This is a genomic window from Sphingobium sp. DC-2 (genome assembly GCF_000722555.1).
GTDB classification, from domain to species: domain Bacteria; phylum Pseudomonadota; class Alphaproteobacteria; order Sphingomonadales; family Sphingomonadaceae; genus Sphingobium; species Sphingobium quisquiliarum.
Genome location: NZ_JNAC01000039.1, coordinates 20,545 through 38,096, shown reverse-complemented (window position 1 = coordinate 38,096; position 17,552 = coordinate 20,545). Strand labels below are relative to the sequence as shown.

18 protein-coding genes and 1 pseudogene are annotated in these 17,552 nt (G+C 61.9%); 14 read left to right on the top strand and 5 right to left on the bottom strand.

The annotated features are described in order from the left end of the window. Nucleotides 1–2 precede the first annotated feature (2 nt). A complete protein-coding gene (locus ET21_RS0108180) occupies nt 3–1,583 on the bottom strand; it encodes an adenylate/guanylate cyclase domain-containing protein (protein WP_030539279.1) in 1,581 nt (526 codons plus the stop codon). 148 nt (nt 1,584–1,731) lie between these two features. On the opposite strand from ET21_RS0108180, the gene ET21_RS26505 reads away from it, so the two are divergent. Next, a complete protein-coding gene (locus tag ET21_RS26505) occupies nt 1,732–4,830 on the top strand; it encodes a tetratricopeptide repeat protein (protein WP_051768062.1) in 3,099 nt (1,032 codons plus the stop codon). A 32-nt stretch (nt 4,831–4,862) separates the two neighbouring features. Here ET21_RS26505 and ET21_RS0108170 read toward each other — a convergent pair whose 3' ends face one another. Beyond that, entirely contained in the window at nt 4,863–5,570 is a 708-nt protein-coding gene (locus ET21_RS0108170; RefSeq protein ID WP_030539277.1) for an adenylate/guanylate cyclase domain-containing protein, read from the bottom strand. Nucleotides 5,571–5,574: 4 nt separating this feature from the next. Continuing rightward, a complete protein-coding gene (locus tag ET21_RS0108165; protein WP_030539276.1) occupies nt 5,575–6,078 on the bottom strand; it encodes a Pycsar system effector family protein in 504 nt (167 codons plus the stop codon). Nucleotides 6,079–6,321: 243 nt separating this feature from the next. Between ET21_RS0108165 and ET21_RS0108160 the strand changes: the two genes are divergently transcribed. From ET21_RS0108160 to ET21_RS0108130, 8 genes and pseudogenes are all read left to right on the top strand, one after another. After that, entirely contained in the window at nt 6,322–7,464 is a 1,143-nt protein-coding gene (locus ET21_RS0108160) for a tyrosine-type recombinase/integrase (RefSeq protein ID WP_030539275.1), read from the top strand. After that, on the top strand, nt 7,457–8,197 hold the full coding sequence (locus ET21_RS28445) for a hypothetical protein (RefSeq protein WP_237751516.1): 741 nt from the start codon (nt 7,457–7,459) through the stop codon (nt 8,195–8,197). Before ET21_RS0108160 ends, ET21_RS28445 begins: the two co-directional genes overlap by 8 nt. Further along, on the top strand, nt 8,137–9,273 hold the full coding sequence (locus ET21_RS28440; protein WP_237751515.1) for a hypothetical protein: 1,137 nt from the start codon (nt 8,137–8,139) through the stop codon (nt 9,271–9,273). The genes ET21_RS28445 and ET21_RS28440 overlap by 61 nt, the downstream gene beginning before the upstream one ends. Nucleotides 9,274–9,277: 4 nt before the next feature. Next, complete coding sequence (locus tag ET21_RS0108150) at nt 9,278–11,086, top strand: integrase (RefSeq protein ID WP_030539274.1); 1,809 nt, start codon at nt 9,278–9,280, stop codon at nt 11,084–11,086. After that, entirely contained in the window at nt 11,070–11,528 is a 459-nt protein-coding gene (locus ET21_RS0108145) for a hypothetical protein (protein WP_030539273.1), read from the top strand. The genes ET21_RS0108150 and ET21_RS0108145 overlap by 17 nt, the downstream gene beginning before the upstream one ends. A 103-nt stretch (nt 11,529–11,631) precedes the next feature. After that, a pseudogene (locus tag ET21_RS0108140) lies at nt 11,632–12,237 on the top strand (hypothetical protein); the annotation flags it as partial. Further along, nucleotides 12,234–12,812, top strand: coding sequence for a hypothetical protein (locus ET21_RS0108135; protein WP_193378969.1), 579 nt, complete (start codon nt 12,234–12,236; stop codon nt 12,810–12,812). The pseudogene ET21_RS0108140 and the gene ET21_RS0108135, both read left to right, overlap by 4 nt. A 56-nt stretch (nt 12,813–12,868) precedes the next feature. Next, the gene (locus tag ET21_RS0108130) at nt 12,869–14,431 is read left to right on the top strand and encodes an ISL3 family transposase (protein WP_081856637.1); all 1,563 of its coding nucleotides are present in this window, start codon (nt 12,869–12,871) and stop codon (nt 14,429–14,431) included. Nucleotides 14,432–14,619: 188 nt separating this feature from the next. Here the strand turns inward: ET21_RS0108130 and ET21_RS0108125 are convergent, their stop codons facing one another. Beyond that, a complete protein-coding gene (locus ET21_RS0108125; protein ID WP_237751514.1) occupies nt 14,620–15,141 on the bottom strand; it encodes a hypothetical protein in 522 nt (173 codons plus the stop codon). 17 nt (nt 15,142–15,158) lie between these two features. On the opposite strand from ET21_RS0108125, the gene ET21_RS0108120 reads away from it, so the two are divergent. Further along, a complete protein-coding gene (locus tag ET21_RS0108120) occupies nt 15,159–15,362 on the top strand; it encodes a DUF5818 domain-containing protein (RefSeq protein ID WP_030539268.1) in 204 nt (67 codons plus the stop codon). Nucleotides 15,363–15,495: 133 nt separating this feature from the next. Here the strand turns inward: ET21_RS0108120 and ET21_RS0108115 are convergent, their stop codons facing one another. Beyond that, nucleotides 15,496–15,714 carry a hypothetical protein gene (locus ET21_RS0108115; RefSeq protein ID WP_030539267.1) on the bottom strand — a complete coding sequence of 73 codons (219 nt, stop codon included), beginning with the start codon at nt 15,712–15,714 and terminating at the stop codon, nt 15,496–15,498. A gap of 168 nt (nt 15,715–15,882) precedes the next feature. On the opposite strand from ET21_RS0108115, the gene ET21_RS0108110 reads away from it, so the two are divergent. Genes ET21_RS0108110 through ET21_RS0108095 form a run of 4 tightly spaced genes read left to right on the top strand, consistent with a single transcriptional unit; the run spans nt 15,883 to nt 17,523 of the window. Next, on the top strand, nt 15,883–16,146 hold the full coding sequence (locus tag ET21_RS0108110) for a helix-turn-helix domain-containing protein (RefSeq protein WP_030539266.1): 264 nt from the start codon (nt 15,883–15,885) through the stop codon (nt 16,144–16,146). Between the two features lie 21 nt (nt 16,147–16,167). Continuing rightward, complete coding sequence (locus ET21_RS0108105; RefSeq protein WP_030539265.1) at nt 16,168–16,476, top strand: alkylphosphonate utilization protein; 309 nt, start codon at nt 16,168–16,170, stop codon at nt 16,474–16,476. A 20-nt stretch (nt 16,477–16,496) separates the two neighbouring features. Beyond that, a complete protein-coding gene (locus ET21_RS0108100; RefSeq protein ID WP_237751513.1) occupies nt 16,497–16,778 on the top strand; it encodes a DUF167 domain-containing protein in 282 nt (93 codons plus the stop codon). A 7-nt stretch (nt 16,779–16,785) separates the two neighbouring features. Continuing rightward, entirely contained in the window at nt 16,786–17,523 is a 738-nt protein-coding gene (locus ET21_RS0108095) for a YoaK family protein (RefSeq protein WP_030539263.1), read from the top strand. The last annotated feature ends 29 nt before the right edge of the window (nt 17,524–17,552 follow it).

Genomic DNA, 17,552 nt, shown 5'->3' with positions numbered 1-17,552 from the left:
CATTAGGCGAAACCTGCCGGCTTGGTTGGCGTGGCATCGCGATTCGGGAAACGAAAGGCGCTGGAGGCGGCAGTTGCCGGAGCCGCCAGTACAGGCTCGAGCAAGCCCATCGCCATCGCCGCCTTTGCGACCTTGGCAGCCTCGGCGGTCTTGTCACCCTCGTCCGCCAGCTCTTTAAGTGCCACTTCAAAGCTAAGCCCGGCGCGCTTGCGGCTCGACCCAAAAATCTTCTGGCCCGCTTCGGAGCACCATCCATAGGCAACCGACCCGAGCGCTGTCTCGTCGCCGGCACAGCGCCGTTGCTCATTCTCGGATGCCAGCACGGCGCGGCCCGTTGCGCAGCGGATCATCGATCCCTTCATTCCCAGGCGCGTCAGCGTGACAGGACCGGCATCGAAACCGATCGCGATCCCGAGCCCGGCCACGTCGATGCCCTCATCCTCAAGCAATTCCAGCGCCCGATCGAAACCGCTGCGCAAACCGCCGGCACACAAGATCGCGGTGCTTGCGCTCGCTTCCATATCGGTGGTCTGGGCCGTTCCCTCGCCGATAACGCCATGGACGCAGTCTCCGACAAACCGGACTTTGCGCCCGCCGAAATCCTCCGTCAGCACCGCGTCCAGTTCCGCGCGCAGCACATGAAGCGCGCGCACGACATTCATTGCTTCGTCATCATCATCGATATGGTCGGCGACGTAGGCGGTGAACCCATCGATATCCGCATATACGGAGATAGCATCATTGCGCCGCGAATTACCTGGGCTCAGCAACTCCAGGTCGAGGTTGGCGAACGGCGGAGTGTGGCCGCTAAAACAGAATTTCCCGATCGGATTTGCTTCGAGATCCTTTTGCCAGTCCCGGACGACCCCATCGGCCGTGACCGCAAGGGAAGCCTCATCCTGGCTGGCCTCGACCTCCGACGCGCTCAGCGGGCTGAGATCTTCGTCATCGACTTCGGTCAGATCGACTGCTGCGCGGGCTTCGTTCGATAGGTAGATGCCGGTCGCGATGCCGCCACCAGCGCGCTTGGCCGCATGATTGGCCGGCACACCCAGGAAGAGCGGTTCGGAGCTGCCGCGGCGTCCGTTGCGCACAGCCAGCGCGAGGCCCGTATCGATGCCGACCCTGACCTTCGCAGCCGGGATCTTCTCGTCGCCATTCTCGCCGGTCTGGGCGAGAACGTCCATGATCAACTGCCCAATGGCAATCGCCTTGTTCACTCGGCCAGGCTCGTCACCATAGGGCTTGGCCACCACCATGTGCAGTCGCTGATTGTGGAAATCGACCTGGATCGCATCGACCGCCGCGATGATCCGGTAGACCGCCCGGTAGTGGAGGTTGAGGAAGCGCAATGCACGCTTATGGCAGGTCTCGCCTTCAATCTGGGTCGACTGCAACATCTCTCCCAAATTCAGAATATCAGCGTAGATATGAACGCCGTCGACGCGGTACGCCTTGTTGCGCGCAAGGCCGTGCAGGTCGGTGTCCCGCACATAGTCCTTGATTTCCACCCTTTCGACCTCCTTCAGGCGAGTCGCCACCCGCTTGTCGGTCGTCTCGCTCTTCCACACCTTCTTCGCCATGGCTCTGAAATCCCTGATTGTTTCGGCTCGCAGACACCTGCCAGCAGATTTGTTGGCACCTCTTAAACCATTTTATTCTGTTTGCCAACAAATTTGATGGCGGCTACGGGGGTGTTGCTTTTAGGTGATTCAAAAGAGGACGCTTGCGATGGCGTACAAATTCAATCCGGCCTTTCAGTCCGATGACGAGGCCGTATCGAATTTTGTCGTCCGGCAACCTGAGCTTGCTGAGATCCTCACCGTCCTGAGGGGAGCGGCAACACCGCGGATTATCCTCGTCGCTCCGCGTGGCGCTGGAAAAACCACCATGTGTCGCCGGGTACTAGCGGAAATCAGCACCGATGAAGGCCTGCGGGCACGGTGGCAGCCGATCTTCCTCGGCGAGGAAAGCTATACCGTGACAACCCCAGGGGAATTTTTTCTCGAGTGCCTCTTCCATCTGGCAGAGGATGCGGGCGAGCCAATCCTGAAAGCGCAACACCGCGAGGCGATGGGAATTGTCGATGAGCAACCTCTCCTCGAGCGTTGCCTCGAGATCTTGCGCGAGGTGGCCGCCGATGCCGGCAAGCGCCTGCTTGTCGTCGTCGAGAATTTCCACATGCTCCTGAACGATCAGATCGGCAGCGACCGTTCCATCCTTCTCAATGCCTTGGCAGACGAGACGGTTTTCGGGGTCCTCGCAACCTCCGTCGCGCAATCGAGTGATGAGAATTCCGGTCGCCCCCTCGATGGTTACCGCATCCTGCCGCTTCGGCCGCTCACTCTTGAGGAGTGCCACGCGTTATGGGCTGCCCTTACCACGCACGACGTTCCGCGTGCCCGCATTCGGCCCTTGCAGATTCTGACCGGCGGTAGCCCGCGGCTGATACACATCCTGGCCGATTTCATGCGCACGCCATCGCTTGGCGACCTGATGGGCAACCTGAACCAACTGATTGACCAGAACACCGAATATTTCAAAAGCCAACTCGATACGCTGCCCGCTGTCGAGCGGAAGGTATTTGCTGCGCTGCTCGACGCATGGGACCCGAGCACCGCAAAGCAGATCGCCGAGGCGGCGCGCGTGAACGTCAATACGGCCTCGGCCATGCTTGGACGGTTGAGTGACCGGGGATCGGTGCTGAAAGAACAGGGCCGAGGGCGATCGGTGCTCTATTATGCCGCTGAGCGGCTGTTCAATATCTACTATCTTATGCGACGGCGTAGCCACCCCTCTAGCCGTGTTCGCGCGCTGGTCGCGTTCATGACCGAATATTATGATCGTGATGAGCTTGTTGCAACCACGGCGAAACTCGTCGACGAGGCATGCCGGTTCGAACCTGCGAAGCGGACCGATTACCACTGGGCCTTCGATGCCATTTTGACGGGGCAACCCGAGACCGTTCGGGCCCGTATCCTCGCACAGACACCGGCCGATTTTCTCCAGTCCTTGCGTCAGGACGTCTTGCCGGCGGAAATTGCGCCGGGTTTGACCGATGCTGAAGCTCTCGACGGCGACGGCGATGCTACCCTCGAAAGATTGCTTCGCGAGGCTCGCGACGCGGTCGAAAATGAGGATGCCGACCGGGCCAAGCAACTGCTCGCCGACGCGGCCGCGATCAGCCCTTCGAACCCGATGCCATTCATACAATTGGCGTTTGCGCATCTTCAGCTCCACGAGCATGACGAGTCCATCAGTGCCGCCGAGCGGGCCGTGGAACGGGATCCGGCAAATCCCGGAGTGCATTCGATGCTCGGGCTGATGCTGTCGTTCGCCGGCCAGACCGAGCAGGCCGAGGCTGCCTTCAACCGGGCATTGGAAATCGATCCTGCTTGCACGCCGGCAATCCTTCATCTTGCGCGCCTGCGTGACAGGAACGATGATGAAGATGGCGCGCTCTACTTGTATCGCCGCGCTGCCGCGCTTGGAGAGCTGACGGACGATGCCGCCGCGCACTTCGCCAGGATTCTGTTGCGACGCGACAAGGATAGCGAAGCCGAGATGATCCTGCGCCAAGCGCTCGAGGACAGTAATGACCGTTCGGATTCCAGGCACTTGCTTGCAACCCTGTTGACCGGCACAGGACGTGCAGAAGAGGCAATATCGCTGCTCCGGCAAGTCGCAGAGGGTGGCGAGGATTGGATGGCGTGGGCTGACCTCGGCGCTTTCCTCTCGGCGGAGGAAAAGTTTGCCGAGGCGCGCGAAGCACTCGACCGCAGCGTCGCGATCGGTGCCGATAATCCTGCAGTCTATAGAATGCTCTCGACCGCGATGCGCAATCTGGGCGAACCGGCAGAAGCCATTGTCCAGATAGCCGACACCATGGTCACAAAACATGCAGACGATGCATGGGCGTGGATCACCGCCGGAGACATTTTCAGCCAAAGTCGACGCCTGGACCGCGCCGAAAACGCTTATCGTCATGCCACGACACTGGAGGACGGTGAGCCGGCATGGGTCCGCCTGGCGCGCTTGCTCATGGAAAAATCGGCATCGGATGCGGACGCAGAAAGCGCTCTGCGAAAGGCAGTCGAGGCCGTCCTAGAAAGCGGCGCATGCGGTCCGATGCGCGAGGTTGCGGAGCTACTCGTCCACCACGGCGATGATGACGATGCCCTCGAACTACTGGACGAAGCTCTCGCTGCCAACGAGCACTGTTATTGCAGCCTCGTCCTCCAAGGGGATATTGCTGCCCGGCGACACGATGAAGAAGGTGCTCGCGAGCATTTCGCGGCGGCGCTCGCGCTCAACGATGTCGGCGTTTCCGCGTTGACCGGTCTTGCACGCATCTCTGCCCCTTCCGATGCGCAGGAATTGATCGGTCGGGCGATGGAGGCCGATCCCGACAATCCCAAATGCCTGTTGGCGCGCGCCCAGTTGATCGATCGCGAACTCCAGTCCAAGATCGAAGATGGTTCTGAGGCCCTCAAGCGTGACCCGGATCTGACCGAAGCCCGCCTCTTTCTCGCTCCCTTGGAAGTCAAGCGCGGTGACGTCCAAGCGGCCATGGCACACCTCAGTGCCGCGCTGCCGGAACTCGAGAGTCGTCGAGAGCTTATCCCGAGCTTTGTGGACACCAGCCTCGAACTTGCACGCGCTGGCCTAGGCGCCGAACTGACTTCCTTGTTTGAATCCGAGGAAGGTCGGACGGTCGAACCGCTATCAGTCGCACTGAGATTGGATCGCGGCGAGACGCCGGCCGTCGCGAAGGAAATCAGGGAAGTTGCCCTCGACATTCTCGACCAGCTACGCTCGAACGAGCGATAGCCGGCGCACGGTAACGGAGTGAGTTGGCCCTGTCAGGGCGTCCACTCATATTTCGAACGATAGACATCCTCGTCCACGCCGGCGAACTTCATGGTACGCTTTTCCCACATGTCTACGCCTTTGCTGAGCTTCGCCTCGTCCAGCATCTTCTTGTATACCGCCGCCGAAATGAAGGTGCAGTAGGGATACTCCCGATTATCGGACAATTTAGCGGCAAAACTCGGCGGCCGGCCAATCCAGATCAAATCGTTGTTATTGCGGATACCGGCGCGAACCGCACGAGAAATCCCGACGTCGATGCCACATGCCTGCCGAATCTTTACGTCATTGTTCTTCACAGAATTGAACCGCTCTAAAGCCTTTTTCTGGATCAGATTCTGGGTCGCCCATTGTATCTTGAGTGCCGATTTGACGGCGCTCGTGCGCATCGTGTCACCTATGAACACACCCATTACGCGATCGCCATCAAAACTCCTGATTTCTCCGCCATGGGCCCTGATGATACGGACCGAACAATCCAGATATGCGCGGATTATCTTGGCTGTCGTATCCCATGGACAGATCTTCGCGATGAGCCCGGACCCAGCAAGATCAGCATAAAGAAAGGCAGCGTCCAGTTTTACGGCCCCGTTTGCGAGGGCAACGTCGGACGAGGCGGGTATTTTTTTGCCGTCCCGCTCCTCAAACGCCGTCCCGAGGATACCATCGACCGCGTCTGTGAGCTCGTCTTTCAATGCCATTAGGTCACCCGCCGATCACGGGCATGCGGGTATGTTCTATCGCCGTCATCACAAGAAAGATAGTAAATGGCAGTAACGTGGCCAGCGTTATGCGGATTGCCATGGCGATGGCGCGATATTTCTCGCAAAGGATATGGGAATTTCGCCAGATTTGGCCGAGCATATCCGCGCGATAATCGACCTCGCTGATCGCCTCGTACTCGACCTTGAATTTCGTCTCCGTCCGGTTCTGAATTGCTGCGAAGTAGATTAAGCTGCCTTGACCGCCCTCGAGATCAGGAAAGTTACACCGGTATAGAAAGGTGTAAGATCCAACCAAACCCAGAATCAGTAAAAATGCAGGAACAGCGATGTACCATTGTTTAAGGTCACCAGCCTGAACATTGAGCGCGCTGATCGTCAACACCGCAGAGTTCACGGTGAAGAGACCGCCGACCTTTGTATCCACTCTCGGAAAAAAACCCAGAACGCGCGCCAGCTGCGCCTCAATGACATTTAGATCTTGCATGCTTCCCCCGCTTTCATGAGCGAGGGTACCAACTTAGGCTGACATCGAAAAGTATATTGGTCGATATCCGACATGAGTGGTATCGATCGAGTCGGTCGGCGATGCCCGTCAGGACAGGGACTCCAAGCGACATGCGTTGCAACGTGTCGATACGCCTTGGAAGATTTCATTCTGGCGATCTTCTCATCCGCGACTTGCGCGATAGCGATATGGTCCCTTTCCCGCCACGATGGGAATTACTGAATGGTATCGATCCTCCGGGCAACTATCGGCGAGCCGGGGATACCTGTCGGCTTCCCAATCCTCTTCGACGCCAAGATGGCGATCATCGAACCTGCCTTCGTCTGGCTAATGGAGCATGCCGAGTTGCGCGGGGGAGCTCAGGCATCCGAAACCGTCCGGACCTATGGCGAACATCTCCACGACTGGTTCGACCCGCTCGAACAATCGGGGATCGAATGGCGCGAGGCCGATGAGCGTGTCATCGCTGCTTATCGCAACCGGATGCTGGAGAATCCCAGCACGCATACCGGGCGGCCTTATGCCCGGACCACAATCAATGCGCGTGTCTCGACCGTCTGCCGCTTCTATGGTTGGGCGCTCGACCGAGGGCTGATCGACCATTGCCCGTTCCGGTTGACCGAGAAGATGACGCTGATGCTTGATGGTGCCTATCGCCCAGGCTTCCAGCGGCGCCAAGTCAACGAGCTGATCGTCTCGCGCCCTGAAAAGTTGCCGCGGCCGTTGCGCGCCGACGAACTGGCGCGGCTGTTCGCGCATCTCAGGCCGACTGCGCGACTTGCCGCGCAATGGGCGCTCGGAGCGGGTCTGCGGCGCAAGGAACTTTGCGCGCTCGCCGTCGGTCAGATCCCTGATAGCTGGCCGCTCGACCTCGATAGCGATCCGCTGGTCGGCGTGCCGCTGCATATCACCAAGGGCGACCGGCCAAGGACGGCCTATCCGCCGCTTCGGCTGCTCGATCATACGCACTGGTATATCGGCGAGGAACGCGCCCGGATCGTCCGCCGTATCCGCCGTTCCGACCGGCGCTACCGCGCGCCGTCCAATCTCCTGCTGAACGAGCATGGCCGCACCATGACGCGCAAGCTCTTGACGGCGCAACTCGCGGAAGCGTTCGCAGTCGCGGGGCTTCAAGGCACGCTGCATTGGCTGCGCCACACCTTCGCGATGGCGATGCTCGCCCGGCTTCAGGTACAGGCCCGCACCAATCCCGATCTCAATCCGCTCAAGGTCGTGCAGGTGCTGCTCGGTCACGCTTCGATCACGACGACGGCGATCTATCTGCGCTGCGTCGAACTGCACGAGCGCGACCTGAGCGAAAGCCTCGCCTATCTCTATGGCGAGTTGATCCCGGCCGATGGCTAGGAGCCGCCTCGACCGGACGCTTCGGCTCGAACCGACGCCGACGGACCATCCGGCTGAGATCGCCGAAATCCAGTTCCGCGACGAATGGGGCAGGATCGTCCAACGCTTCAACCCGGTGCTGTTCGGAATGCCGGATGACATCAGCGCAGCCATCTCGCGCGCCTTCCGCGATCACGATGTGGCATCCAGCGCCGCCACGCGCACCGCACGCTGGTTCGCGCTGCGTGTGTTTGGCAGGTTCCTGTGCGAAGATGCGCGTGTCAGGCGCGCGGTCGACCTCGATACGGCGACGATCCGCCGGTTCATTACATGGCTGGCGAACCCCACCAACGGGCGCAGGCGCGGCGTCCAGTCGCAATCCGGTCAGCTCGGTATGATCCGGCCGGTCCTTAAGCGCGCGATCGCCGACAATCCGGGCTTGTTCGCACCGGGCTTCGCCGTTCCCAACAATCCGATCCCGCTCGCCGGCGTCCAGCGGCTACCCCAAGACAGGCTGACACCCGCCGCAATGCGCGCCCTACTGGCAGTCTGCTATGCCGAGATCGACACTGCCTGGGACAAGTTCCAGCACGGGCAAATCATCGTCGCTCTTCCGAACTTGTCGCTCCATGGTGGCCGGACCGCCGAACGGATCGCTGGATCTGGAAGCTCCACCGCCTCGGCCACGGCGTCATGCCGCCCGCTCGAGGCTCGGACCTTAACAAGCCCGATCGGCAGCGGATCGCCGAGATAGGCGGGTTCCGCGAGCTCGAAGGCTATCTCCACCTTACGACCGACACGCTGGTTGCGTTCTATATCGTGCTGCTGATCCAGACCGCGGCAAATGCCGGCCCGCTTCGTCAGATCAAGCGGGACTGCCTGGTGCCCCATCCACTCGAACGACATCGCGTCATGGTTGAGTGGGTGAAACCCCGCGCCGGCGGCAAGGTGAAACGCATGCAACGGCGATCGTTTGACAATCGCCGACCCTATGCGGCGCCTCGCCTGATAGAAAAGCTCCTTGCGATGACGGCGCCGTTGTTGCCGCATGTGGAACCGTCCAGGCGCGATCGGCTGTTCCTGCATCGCTTCCTCATGACGACCGGCCGCCTCGAGCGTGATCATCAAGCCGGCCATATCGTGCAGGCGACGTTGCGATCGGCAATGTTGCGCTTCTACCAGCGCCAGAACGCCGCAATCGCCTCGTGGAACGAAGCGCATCCCGAAAAGCCTCGTGCGCTGCTTCCCGACTTCTCGCCCAAGCTGTTCCGCAGCAGCATGGCAAGCGCCCATTATACGGCATCGCAGGGCGACATCATGGCGGCCAAGGCGGTCCTTAATCATGCGAGTGTCGCCACCACCGATATCTATGTCGACGGCGATGCCGTTCGCCGCCTCGAACGCGATACGATCGCCCGACTTCAGGCGCTGATGATCACATGGGTCCGCGGCGAGACAATCTCGGATAGCGCGCAACATCGAGGACCGGATACCGGCGCGCCGGTGACGGCGCTGTTCGGCCACGACTGCCTTCGCCCGACTGACAGTAGACATGCCCATCCTGGCCGGGTGTGCCCGAAACTGGGAGGTTGCCTTGCCTGTCCGGGCCTGATCGTCCCGATCGACCCGGATCATCTCGCGCGCATCGTCCAGGCCACCCGGCATCTTGAAACGGCGCGGGAGCGGATCGACCCGATCCGGTTCGGCCTCTTCTACGCGCCCAGCCTTCAGGTGCTGACGCAAGACCTGCTCCCGGCGTTCCCGCCCGCAATGATGCTGGACGCGGAACGGCTCATGCTCGCTTTGCCTCCGCTGCCGGACCTAGAATAGCCTCATGGCCACCGTTCCGACACCCACGCTTGCCCAGGATGCGGCGCCGTTGCTCGGGAACGAACGCATGCCCGCCGCGACGACGTTTAACTGGGGCTTCGAAATGCCGGACGGGAGCCGGTTCAGCGACGATCGGTGGACGCCGCTCCGGCACGCGGCCGAACTGTTCCTGCTCTCGCTGCGGCACGATCCACCCGAAGGCCGGATGCCGCTCCGAAAGGAAACGATCCGCGGCCACTTCAGTCATATCCGCTTCCTCGTTCGATGGATGGCGGCGGAAAACGTCCGATGCTTCAGGGGTCTCGATCAGGACACCGTCGGTCGCTTCGTGGCGATGCTGCGCGCCCGCCCGGGCAGGAACGGCGCGTTGCTCTCGCTCAGCACCGCCGAAGGCCATCTCGGCACGATCCGCACCTTCCATATGCAGCGCGACAAGCTGGACGACGCACCGCCGGCGGCACCGCCTCGCGCCGCCTCGGTCGGGAAGCGGCACTGGAAGCCTTATGGCGGTCATCCCTATACCCCTGACGAGATCGCCGTGCCGCTGATCAGCGGGGCAATCGAGTTGCTCGGCGATCCAGCGGACCAGATAATCGCCCTGCGCGACCGTCTCGCAGACCTGTATGAACGGCTCCGACCACGGCACCATGGACGAATGCTCCACTGGCATATCAGACGCGCGATGCTGGCCGAGCCATGTCCCTGCGCCGATCGGTATCCGAATCCGGAATGGCCACTGCGCCGCCTGGCGTTCATGCTCGACCGGCTTGGCGATGCCTGCTTCACCGTCATCGCTTATCTTGTTGGCGCGCGCGCCTCCGAGATCCTCAGACTTGAAGAGGGCTGCCTCGAACGGCGCGCGGCCGACGAAGACGGCGAGGAACACGTCTATCTGGTCGGCACGATCACGAAGACGTCGCTGACGGAACATGGCGACATCCACCGTTGGCTCGCGCCCGAGCCGGTCCAGCGCGCAATCCACATACTCGAGCGTCTCTCCGCTCCGCTCCGCGAACTCAGCGGCGAGAAGAATCTCTGGCTCCACCAGCTCGGTCGGGGACGATCACCGCTCCCGACGATGATGCCCGTCGCCCGACTGCGGTCACCCATGGTCAATGTCCGCTTGAACGAGAGGCTTGCGCCGTTCCTCGCCTTGCCGGACCACCAAGGCGGCACCTGGCGCCTGACCACCTATCAGGGGCGCAAGACGTTCTCGCGGTTCATCGGGCGGCGCGACCGCACCGGCCTGACGGCGCTGCAACGCCATCTCGGGCATGTCCACCGCGCGATGACCGACCGGGCCTATGTCGGCACCGACTTCGAGCTTGCCGAGTTGATCGACGAGCAGGCCGCCGAAGAAACCCGCAAGGCGCTGGAAGACCTGCTCCTGGCTCCGCACGTTGCGGGGAAGGCGGGCGTCATGCTCTCCGAGCGATCGCCGTTCCGCGGGCGCACGGGATCGGGCGATGTCGATGCCTATATTACCGAAATCCTCGCCGAAACGGATATGCGCCTCGGCGTCTGCGACTGGGGCTATTGCCTTTACCGCCGGGAGACATCCGCTTGCCTCGGCGGCGAGCGCGAGCCGAACCCGGTGCTTCGCACGCAAAGCACCTGCTCGAGTTGCGCCAACTTCGCCGTGACTGACCGGCATAGGCCGGTCTGGGAGGCGCGCCTTGAACGTAACACCGCACTGACCCAGCGCGATGATCTCGATGCCGAGAGCCGCGCGCTTGCCGAAGCACGCATCCAGGAATCTCTCCGCATCTTGGCCCAGCTCGACAAAGGAAATGCCGATGGCGTCCGAGACTGATCTGTCCACCCCACAAGCCCGTCGGCGGGCGAACACCGATGCACGCCTGCGCGAAGCCCTTGGCGTCCTCGCTAATAACGCGTCCACCGCGCCAACGGTCGCCGGGCTCGCACGAGCAGCCGGGGTCGGCCGCAACATCATCTATACCCACCATGCCGGCGTTCTCGACGCCCTGCGTGAGCTTCAGTCGCAGCGCGAGGGGGCCACTGAAACGGCCGCAGGCGAGGCTGATCGCACACGCTCTGCTCTTCGCGATGCGGAAGCCAGGAACATCGCGCTTGCGACACATAATGCCAGCCTGCTGAAGCGCGCTGTCGAAGCCGAGCAACGGGCGGAACGGCTCGAACGCCGCAATGCGCAGCTCGTGCAGGAACTCGATCGGATGCGCCGGCCCGTTCCGATCCGCACCAACGCCGAAGCGCCCGATCCCTCTGCTGCCTGAAGGCGGTCACGCCCTAATCGGGCGTCATGCAAGAGGAGAGGGTGAAGGAACGACGGAAATGCGAGCTTTGCGAGGCCAATAAGACAGGTCGATCCAGACCTAATGCAGCCATAAATGGAAAATACAGCCGCAAGATCAATGGGTTAATTCATGGGCGCCGGCCCGGAAAATATGGGCTGAAGGCGGCAAGGTTGTCAAGCTCATCGGCTATGACAGCTCGCCCGCCGATAGCCGCCGCTATGCCCATCGCGAAGGCCATATCAGCGACCTGTACGACTATCATTATCCGCTGCGCGCCTGGGGTTGGGATCGAGACGCCTGCATCGCGCGGATCCGTGCCGAAGGCCTGCCCGTGCCGATCAAATCGGCTTGCTGGCTTTGTCTCGCACAGAAAACGGGCGAGTTGATCACCCTTCCAGGCTGGTGCCTCCGTCTGATCATATTGGTGGAGGCTCGCGCCGCTCCGCGTCTTGTGACGGTCGAGGGTCTGTGGCGCAAGTCGACGCGTGAGCGCCCCGGCTCGATGACCCACTTCATCCGCGAACGCGCTCTGCTGCCTGCTTCCGAAATAGACGCGATCATTGCCGGCGCACCGGTTGATCTGATCGACTTCCAACGGGTCGCGGCCCAGATCCCACTCGCCGAACGACCGACGATGCGGGACTGGATCGATCGGTTCAATGCGGGTGTCGAACGGCTCGCGGCATGACGATACCGTCAATCTGTCTGCGACTGTTGTTGACTGCCAAACAGCTTCACCGAAAAACTCTCTTCATGCGACTTATCGATGACCTGGCCGCCGCGAGGCTCTATTATCACCGGCCACTCCCGACATTGCCGGATATCCTGCTGATCGACATCCCACCTCGCTTTTCGGGCGGAGGTCTGGCACTCGGCCGCTACTACCCCGTGATCCTCGAAAGCCTCGCAGAGATGCACGAATTCGAGGCATTTCTGTGCGAGCCGCGGATGACCCCGGTAGCGCCCGCTCTTCTCGACCGGCGCCCGTCTGCCTTGCGCACCCGTGACATCATCTTCGCTCGCTATGAGCCTCAGATACCGAACTGGCCCTGGCTGCTCATCTGCGCCTGGCCACAATCCTACACCGCCATGGTGCGGCCTTCCGCCGACACCTTCGCGCGGGGCAGCTATACCATCGATGCCTATTCCACCGAGGAAGAACTCACAGACGCTGAGCTTAAGCTTCTCGCTACGCTCGGACCCGAGCAAGCGTGTCAATCGGCGCGCAAAAAGGGGTCTGACTCATATTCCGTGCAGATTTGACAAATCCGAAGGGCAGCCGCGAACTCCAGCTCACGGAAAGCGAGGAGTACGGGTCAATGGCCGTGAAAGCATGGGATAGCAGCCTGACGCTACCCGGTTTGATTGTGGAGAGCAGGGCTGTCGTGGACGGAACTGTCGAGGTTTCGGGCCGCTTGGCGTCTGCTGGAGCGATCTGCCCGGACTGCGCTAACCCATCGACGTCCTTTCACAGTCGATACGACCGCACGCTTTCGGATTTGCCGGTCAGCGGCAGCACGGTTCGGCTTCGGCTGTCGGTCCGTCGGTTTCGCTGCACGCACACGTCTTGCCAACGACGCACGTTCAGCGAACCATTGGCGCCCCCGGTTGGCCGTCGATATGGCCGCAGGGTGGGCCGCTGTGACGCCTTGGTACGGGCAGTCGCGGTGGCGCTAGGCGGTCGGCCCGGGGCGCGGATGATGGCGCGACTAGCGGTGCCGTGGTCGCGCGACACGATGCTGCGTGTCCTACGGCGTGGTGATCCTGCCGCCGAACTGCCGCCGCCCGCGCGGGTGGTCGGCATCGATGACTTCGCATGGCGCCGCGGCCACAGCTACGGCAGCATCGTTGTGGATCTCGAGCGCCGTCAGGTCATCGACCTCCTGCCCGATCGCCAGCGCGATACTGTAATCGCGTGGCTGCGCCAGAACCCGCAGGTCGAGATCATCTGCCGTGACCGAGGCCCGGGGTATGGTGCCGCAGCCAGCGAAGCGGCGCCGCAGGCGCGGCAGGTGGCCGACCGCTGGCACCTGTTCGAGAATGCCTCGGCGGCGTTTCTCGCCGCAGTGCGCTCGGAGATGCCCTGCCTACGTCGGGCATTGGCGCCCACTGGCCCGGTTGACCCCGCAACCTTGACCCGCGCCGAGCGCATCCAGTGGGATGGTGCGCAATTGCGTGAGGCGCTCAATCGTCAGATCATCGATCTGGCCGCACAAGGCATCCCGATCAAGGCCTTGGCGCGCGCGACCGGCGTTTCGCGCCAGACGATCCGGAAGGTTCTGCGCGGCCAGCGGCACGATACGTTCCGCAGCCGCGAGAGTTCGCTCGACGCTTGGTCGCTGACACTCGAGGCCGAGTGGAACGCGGGGTGCCGGATCGGCGCGGAACTTTGGCGTCGGCTGAAGGCATCCGGTTTTGCCGGCTCCCTGCGGGTTGTCAGCGAATGGGCCACGCGCCGCCGTCGCGATGAGAAACTCGGCCACTCTGGTGGCGCTGGGCTGAGCGCGCGGACCATTGCGCGCAGCATGACCACCGAACGCGAGACCGGTTCTGCGCAAACCGCCTTGATCAACGCGGTGATCGAAAAGGCCGTGCCCGCGCTGATCACCGCACGTGAGGCCCTCGATCGCTTCCATGCCATGATGCGCTCGAAGGACGAAGCGCGGCTCGATCCATGGATCGCCATGGCGGCAGACACTAAGCTCGCCGCCTTCGCCGCCGGCGTCGAGGCGGACAAGGACGCCATCGCCGCCGCAATCGCCACGCCTTGGTCCAGCGGTCAGGTCGAGGGGAAAATAAACCGCCTCAAGGCGATCAAGCGCCAGATGTTCGGGCGCGCTAAAATCGACCTGCTCAAGGCAAGGGTCATGGCGCCAGCATGATACGAGGTGCACGGAATATGAGTCAGACCCCTTTTTCCACGCCGATCCACAAGCAAGCGTGCATCGTTCGCTCGGTGGCAACCCGCCTGGGAAATGCCTGAAAGTCACGCATCAGGCCATGCCAATGCACGCACGCATGTCGAAGATGAAGGGCGGCAAAAGGCTTGATTGTACCGAAGGTGGCCGCGTCAGTGGCGATAACCGAGCTCGGCCGCGATTGGCCGCGCCATATCTGCCCGCCGCTTCATCAAATCGGCAAGCCAGGCCAGATGCGCGGCTGCGTCCGCCAACGGCAGTTGGCAAACTTCATCGAACAGCTCATGCTGATAGGCAAGGTCGCGATCCAGAATATCACGCAGGCGAACACGGGCAGGGCTGTCCTCCGCCTCGATGCCCGCATTCGCCTCTCGGGCAGCATCGAGAAACGCCTCGGCCATCTCCTGGGCCTCGTAATAGCCGCCATCCAGACCCTCGCTCGCCGCGAGGCTCGCCAGCCGGCGGCGAACCAGTGGCAGATCAGGATCGACCGCCGCATCGTCCAGCGGCAAGTTATAATCATAACTGGCGAGATAATCGCGGATCATGGCGTGGCTCCTCAGTGTGCCTGAGAACATAAAATGAACAAGATTGCAAGTCTGAACACGCTTATGCCATGCGGAGGCAATGTCTGTTCTGTCTTTTTTATCCCGCTCGCCTCGGACAGTCTCCATCCCGGAGGCACTCGCCCATGACTGACAGCAAGGCGCCGCTGCGATTGCACGGGATACTGCGGCTAAACGAGCGTGGCCCTTTCCTGGAGGTCGAGGAGGGGCCTCTCTGGCGCCTTCAAACAGACGCGGATCTTCGTACGCATCAGGATCGACGGGTTCGGGTCGAGGCCTGGCAGCGCGGAGCAAGCATCCTCGAATTGCTGTGGATCGGTCCGGCCTGATGGCCGGATGGTCCGGTAAGGGGGGAACTATGCCTCAAATCAGCTCGAACCTGTAACCGCCTCTGAAATCGCTCGCTGACGGCAAGCGAGCAGGACAGCGCCGGATTCGTTCGCGCGATATGAGCAGTCCTCCTTACCCGCCGCCTCTCTGCCGAAACGTCGGCTGGTCACCGGCCATGAAGAGATCCTGCTCCCATCTCTCAAGCTCGGCAGCGTTGAGCGCCTCCAGCCGGCAAAGTCGGTCGACCTCCTCCCGCGCAAGCGCCTGCCGCGCGCTTCCCTCCCGGACGAAATCCTTCAGCATCATATTCTGGAGGAGGAAAAAGCCCCTGATCCGCTTGCCCGTCTTCATCGCACCATCACGCGCCGAGCACCGCCGAATCGGTCGATCCGCGTCATTGCGATGTGCATCACGAGATCACGTCTGCCATATTCCAAGTTTCCGGTTGGCTTGGGTATAACATATGGATAGTGATGGTGTAAGATTGAAATATGATGTCTTATACGTCATAAGCGCAGCATGATCACCTCACAGCAGATGCGCGCGGCGCGAGCCTTGCTCGGCATCGACCAGAAGCGACTGGCGGAACTGGCAAACGTATCGCTTCCCACGATCCAGCGGATGGAAGCGTCGGACGGACAGGTGCGGGGTGTCGTGGAAACGCTGGTCAAGGTCGTCACAGCGCTTGAACGCGCAGGTGTCGAGTTGATCGGCGAGAATGCGACCAGCCAGACCGGGGGACGCGGTGTGCGCTTGCGCCAGGCTGTCGCCGGCCAACAGTGACTGACCAAGGGACAAGGACAGATGACCGATAGCAACGAAGATTATGTCTATGATGAGGAAAGTGGCGAATGGTTGCCAGCTTCCGAACTTGCCCAGCGCCAGCACGCCGCCGTTCAGCCGGAAGTCCGGGATGCTGTCGGCAACCTTCTCGCCGACGGCGATCAGGTGACACTCATCAAAGATCTGGACGTCAAAGGCGCTGGTCAGACGCTCAAGCGCGGAACGCTCATCAAGGCGATCCGCCTGACCGGTGACGCCCAGGAAATCGATTGTAAGTTCGACGGCATCAAGGGCCTCGTGCTGCGCGCCGAGTTCGTTCGCAAGCGCTGATGGCGCGGCGCCGGATCCCGATGCCCTCTGCGATCGAAATCCGCGCGCTGGCGGATCGCGAAGGACGTCTCGCGCTCCGCGCCACGCCAAATGCTTCGGCCGACGCAATCCTTCTACCATCGCAAGCCGGGGGCCTGGAACTTCTTGTGCGCACAACGGCCACAGCCGAGGGCGGCAAGGCCAATGAAGCGATCCTGCGCCTTCTCGCCCACGCCCTTGGCCAACCCGTCTCTTCGATCCAGCTCGTTCGCGGCGAGACAGGCCGCACCAAAGTCGTGCGTATCGGGCAGCCGCGCGGATGATCGCGGAATGCTGATCCGCCAGGGCGACGCACGCGACAGTCGGCTCGACCGCAAGCTTGCCTTTGCGCTGGCGTGGGTGGCGGGCGGACTCAATGCGGCGGCGTTTCACGAGGTCGGCTTCTTCTCCGCCAACATGACCGGAAATGTGTCCGCCCTCTCCAGCCTGCTCGCGATGGGACAATGGGGGCATGCTCTTGGCTATCTCGCCATAGTCTTGTCCTTCATTATTGGCTCCATGCTTTCGACACTCGCGATCGGCTCAGGCCTGCGGCGCGGGATCGGCACTATCTACGCCCGCGTAATCCTGGTCGAAGCCGCTCTTCTTGCCGCGCTCGGTCTTACGCGGATGGCGCTCGATCGCTCCGCAGGGGTGCCGATGCTGATCATCGGCCTCGCTTTCCTCATGGGGCAGCAAAACGCCATCGTTACCCATATTTCGAACGCGCGGGTGCGCACTACCCATGTATCGGGCATGGCCACTGACATCGGCATTGGACTCGCCAGGATGCTCGATATCCTTCGCGGCAAGGCTGGCCCTGCGGATCGCGGGGAAATTACAACCCGATTGAGCCTTCACACGGGTACGGTGCTGTCCTTCCTGCTCGGCGGAGTCGCGGGGGTGCTGGCGTGGCGCATCGTCGGCGACCTCTGTTTCGTGATTGCAGGCCTGGTTCTCGCAGCCATCGCGGGAACCTCGATGCGACGTGCCGGCCAGATTGTCCCGCAAAATGATCCGCTCGATTGATCACCATTACTTCACCGCTCATTACTATG

Excerpts from the sequence above, each read along its gene's own strand:
- ET21_RS0108180 (WP_030539279.1), bottom strand. The coding sequence starts at position 1,583 with ATGGCGAAGAAGGTGTGGAAGAGCGAGACGACCGACAAGCGGGTGGCG.
- ET21_RS26505 (WP_051768062.1), top strand. The coding sequence starts at position 1,732 with ATGGCGTACAAATTCAATCCGGCCTTTCAGTCCGATGACGAGGCCGTA.
- ET21_RS0108170 (WP_030539277.1), bottom strand. The coding sequence starts at position 5,570 with ATGGCATTGAAAGACGAGCTCACAGACGCGGTCGATGGTATCCTCGGG.
- ET21_RS0108165 (WP_030539276.1), bottom strand. The coding sequence starts at position 6,078 with ATGCAAGATCTAAATGTCATTGAGGCGCAGCTGGCGCGCGTTCTGGGT.
- ET21_RS0108160 (WP_030539275.1), top strand. The coding sequence starts at position 6,322 with ATGGTATCGATCCTCCGGGCAACTATCGGCGAGCCGGGGATACCTGTC.
- ET21_RS28445 (WP_237751516.1), top strand. The coding sequence starts at position 7,457 with ATGGCTAGGAGCCGCCTCGACCGGACGCTTCGGCTCGAACCGACGCCG.
- ET21_RS28440 (WP_237751515.1), top strand. The coding sequence starts at position 8,137 with ATGCCGCCCGCTCGAGGCTCGGACCTTAACAAGCCCGATCGGCAGCGG.
- ET21_RS0108150 (WP_030539274.1), top strand. The coding sequence starts at position 9,278 with ATGGCCACCGTTCCGACACCCACGCTTGCCCAGGATGCGGCGCCGTTG.
- ET21_RS0108145 (WP_030539273.1), top strand. The coding sequence starts at position 11,070 with ATGGCGTCCGAGACTGATCTGTCCACCCCACAAGCCCGTCGGCGGGCG.
- ET21_RS0108135 (WP_193378969.1), top strand. The coding sequence starts at position 12,234 with ATGACGATACCGTCAATCTGTCTGCGACTGTTGTTGACTGCCAAACAG.
- ET21_RS0108130 (WP_081856637.1), top strand. The coding sequence starts at position 12,869 with ATGGCCGTGAAAGCATGGGATAGCAGCCTGACGCTACCCGGTTTGATT.
- ET21_RS0108125 (WP_237751514.1), bottom strand. The coding sequence starts at position 15,141 with ATGGAGACTGTCCGAGGCGAGCGGGATAAAAAAGACAGAACAGACATT.
- ET21_RS0108120 (WP_030539268.1), top strand. The coding sequence starts at position 15,159 with ATGACTGACAGCAAGGCGCCGCTGCGATTGCACGGGATACTGCGGCTA.
- ET21_RS0108115 (WP_030539267.1), bottom strand. The coding sequence starts at position 15,714 with ATGAAGACGGGCAAGCGGATCAGGGGCTTTTTCCTCCTCCAGAATATG.
- ET21_RS0108110 (WP_030539266.1), top strand. The coding sequence starts at position 15,883 with ATGATCACCTCACAGCAGATGCGCGCGGCGCGAGCCTTGCTCGGCATC.
- ET21_RS0108105 (WP_030539265.1), top strand. The coding sequence starts at position 16,168 with ATGACCGATAGCAACGAAGATTATGTCTATGATGAGGAAAGTGGCGAA.
- ET21_RS0108100 (WP_237751513.1), top strand. The coding sequence starts at position 16,497 with ATGCCCTCTGCGATCGAAATCCGCGCGCTGGCGGATCGCGAAGGACGT.
- ET21_RS0108095 (WP_030539263.1), top strand. The coding sequence starts at position 16,786 with ATGCTGATCCGCCAGGGCGACGCACGCGACAGTCGGCTCGACCGCAAG.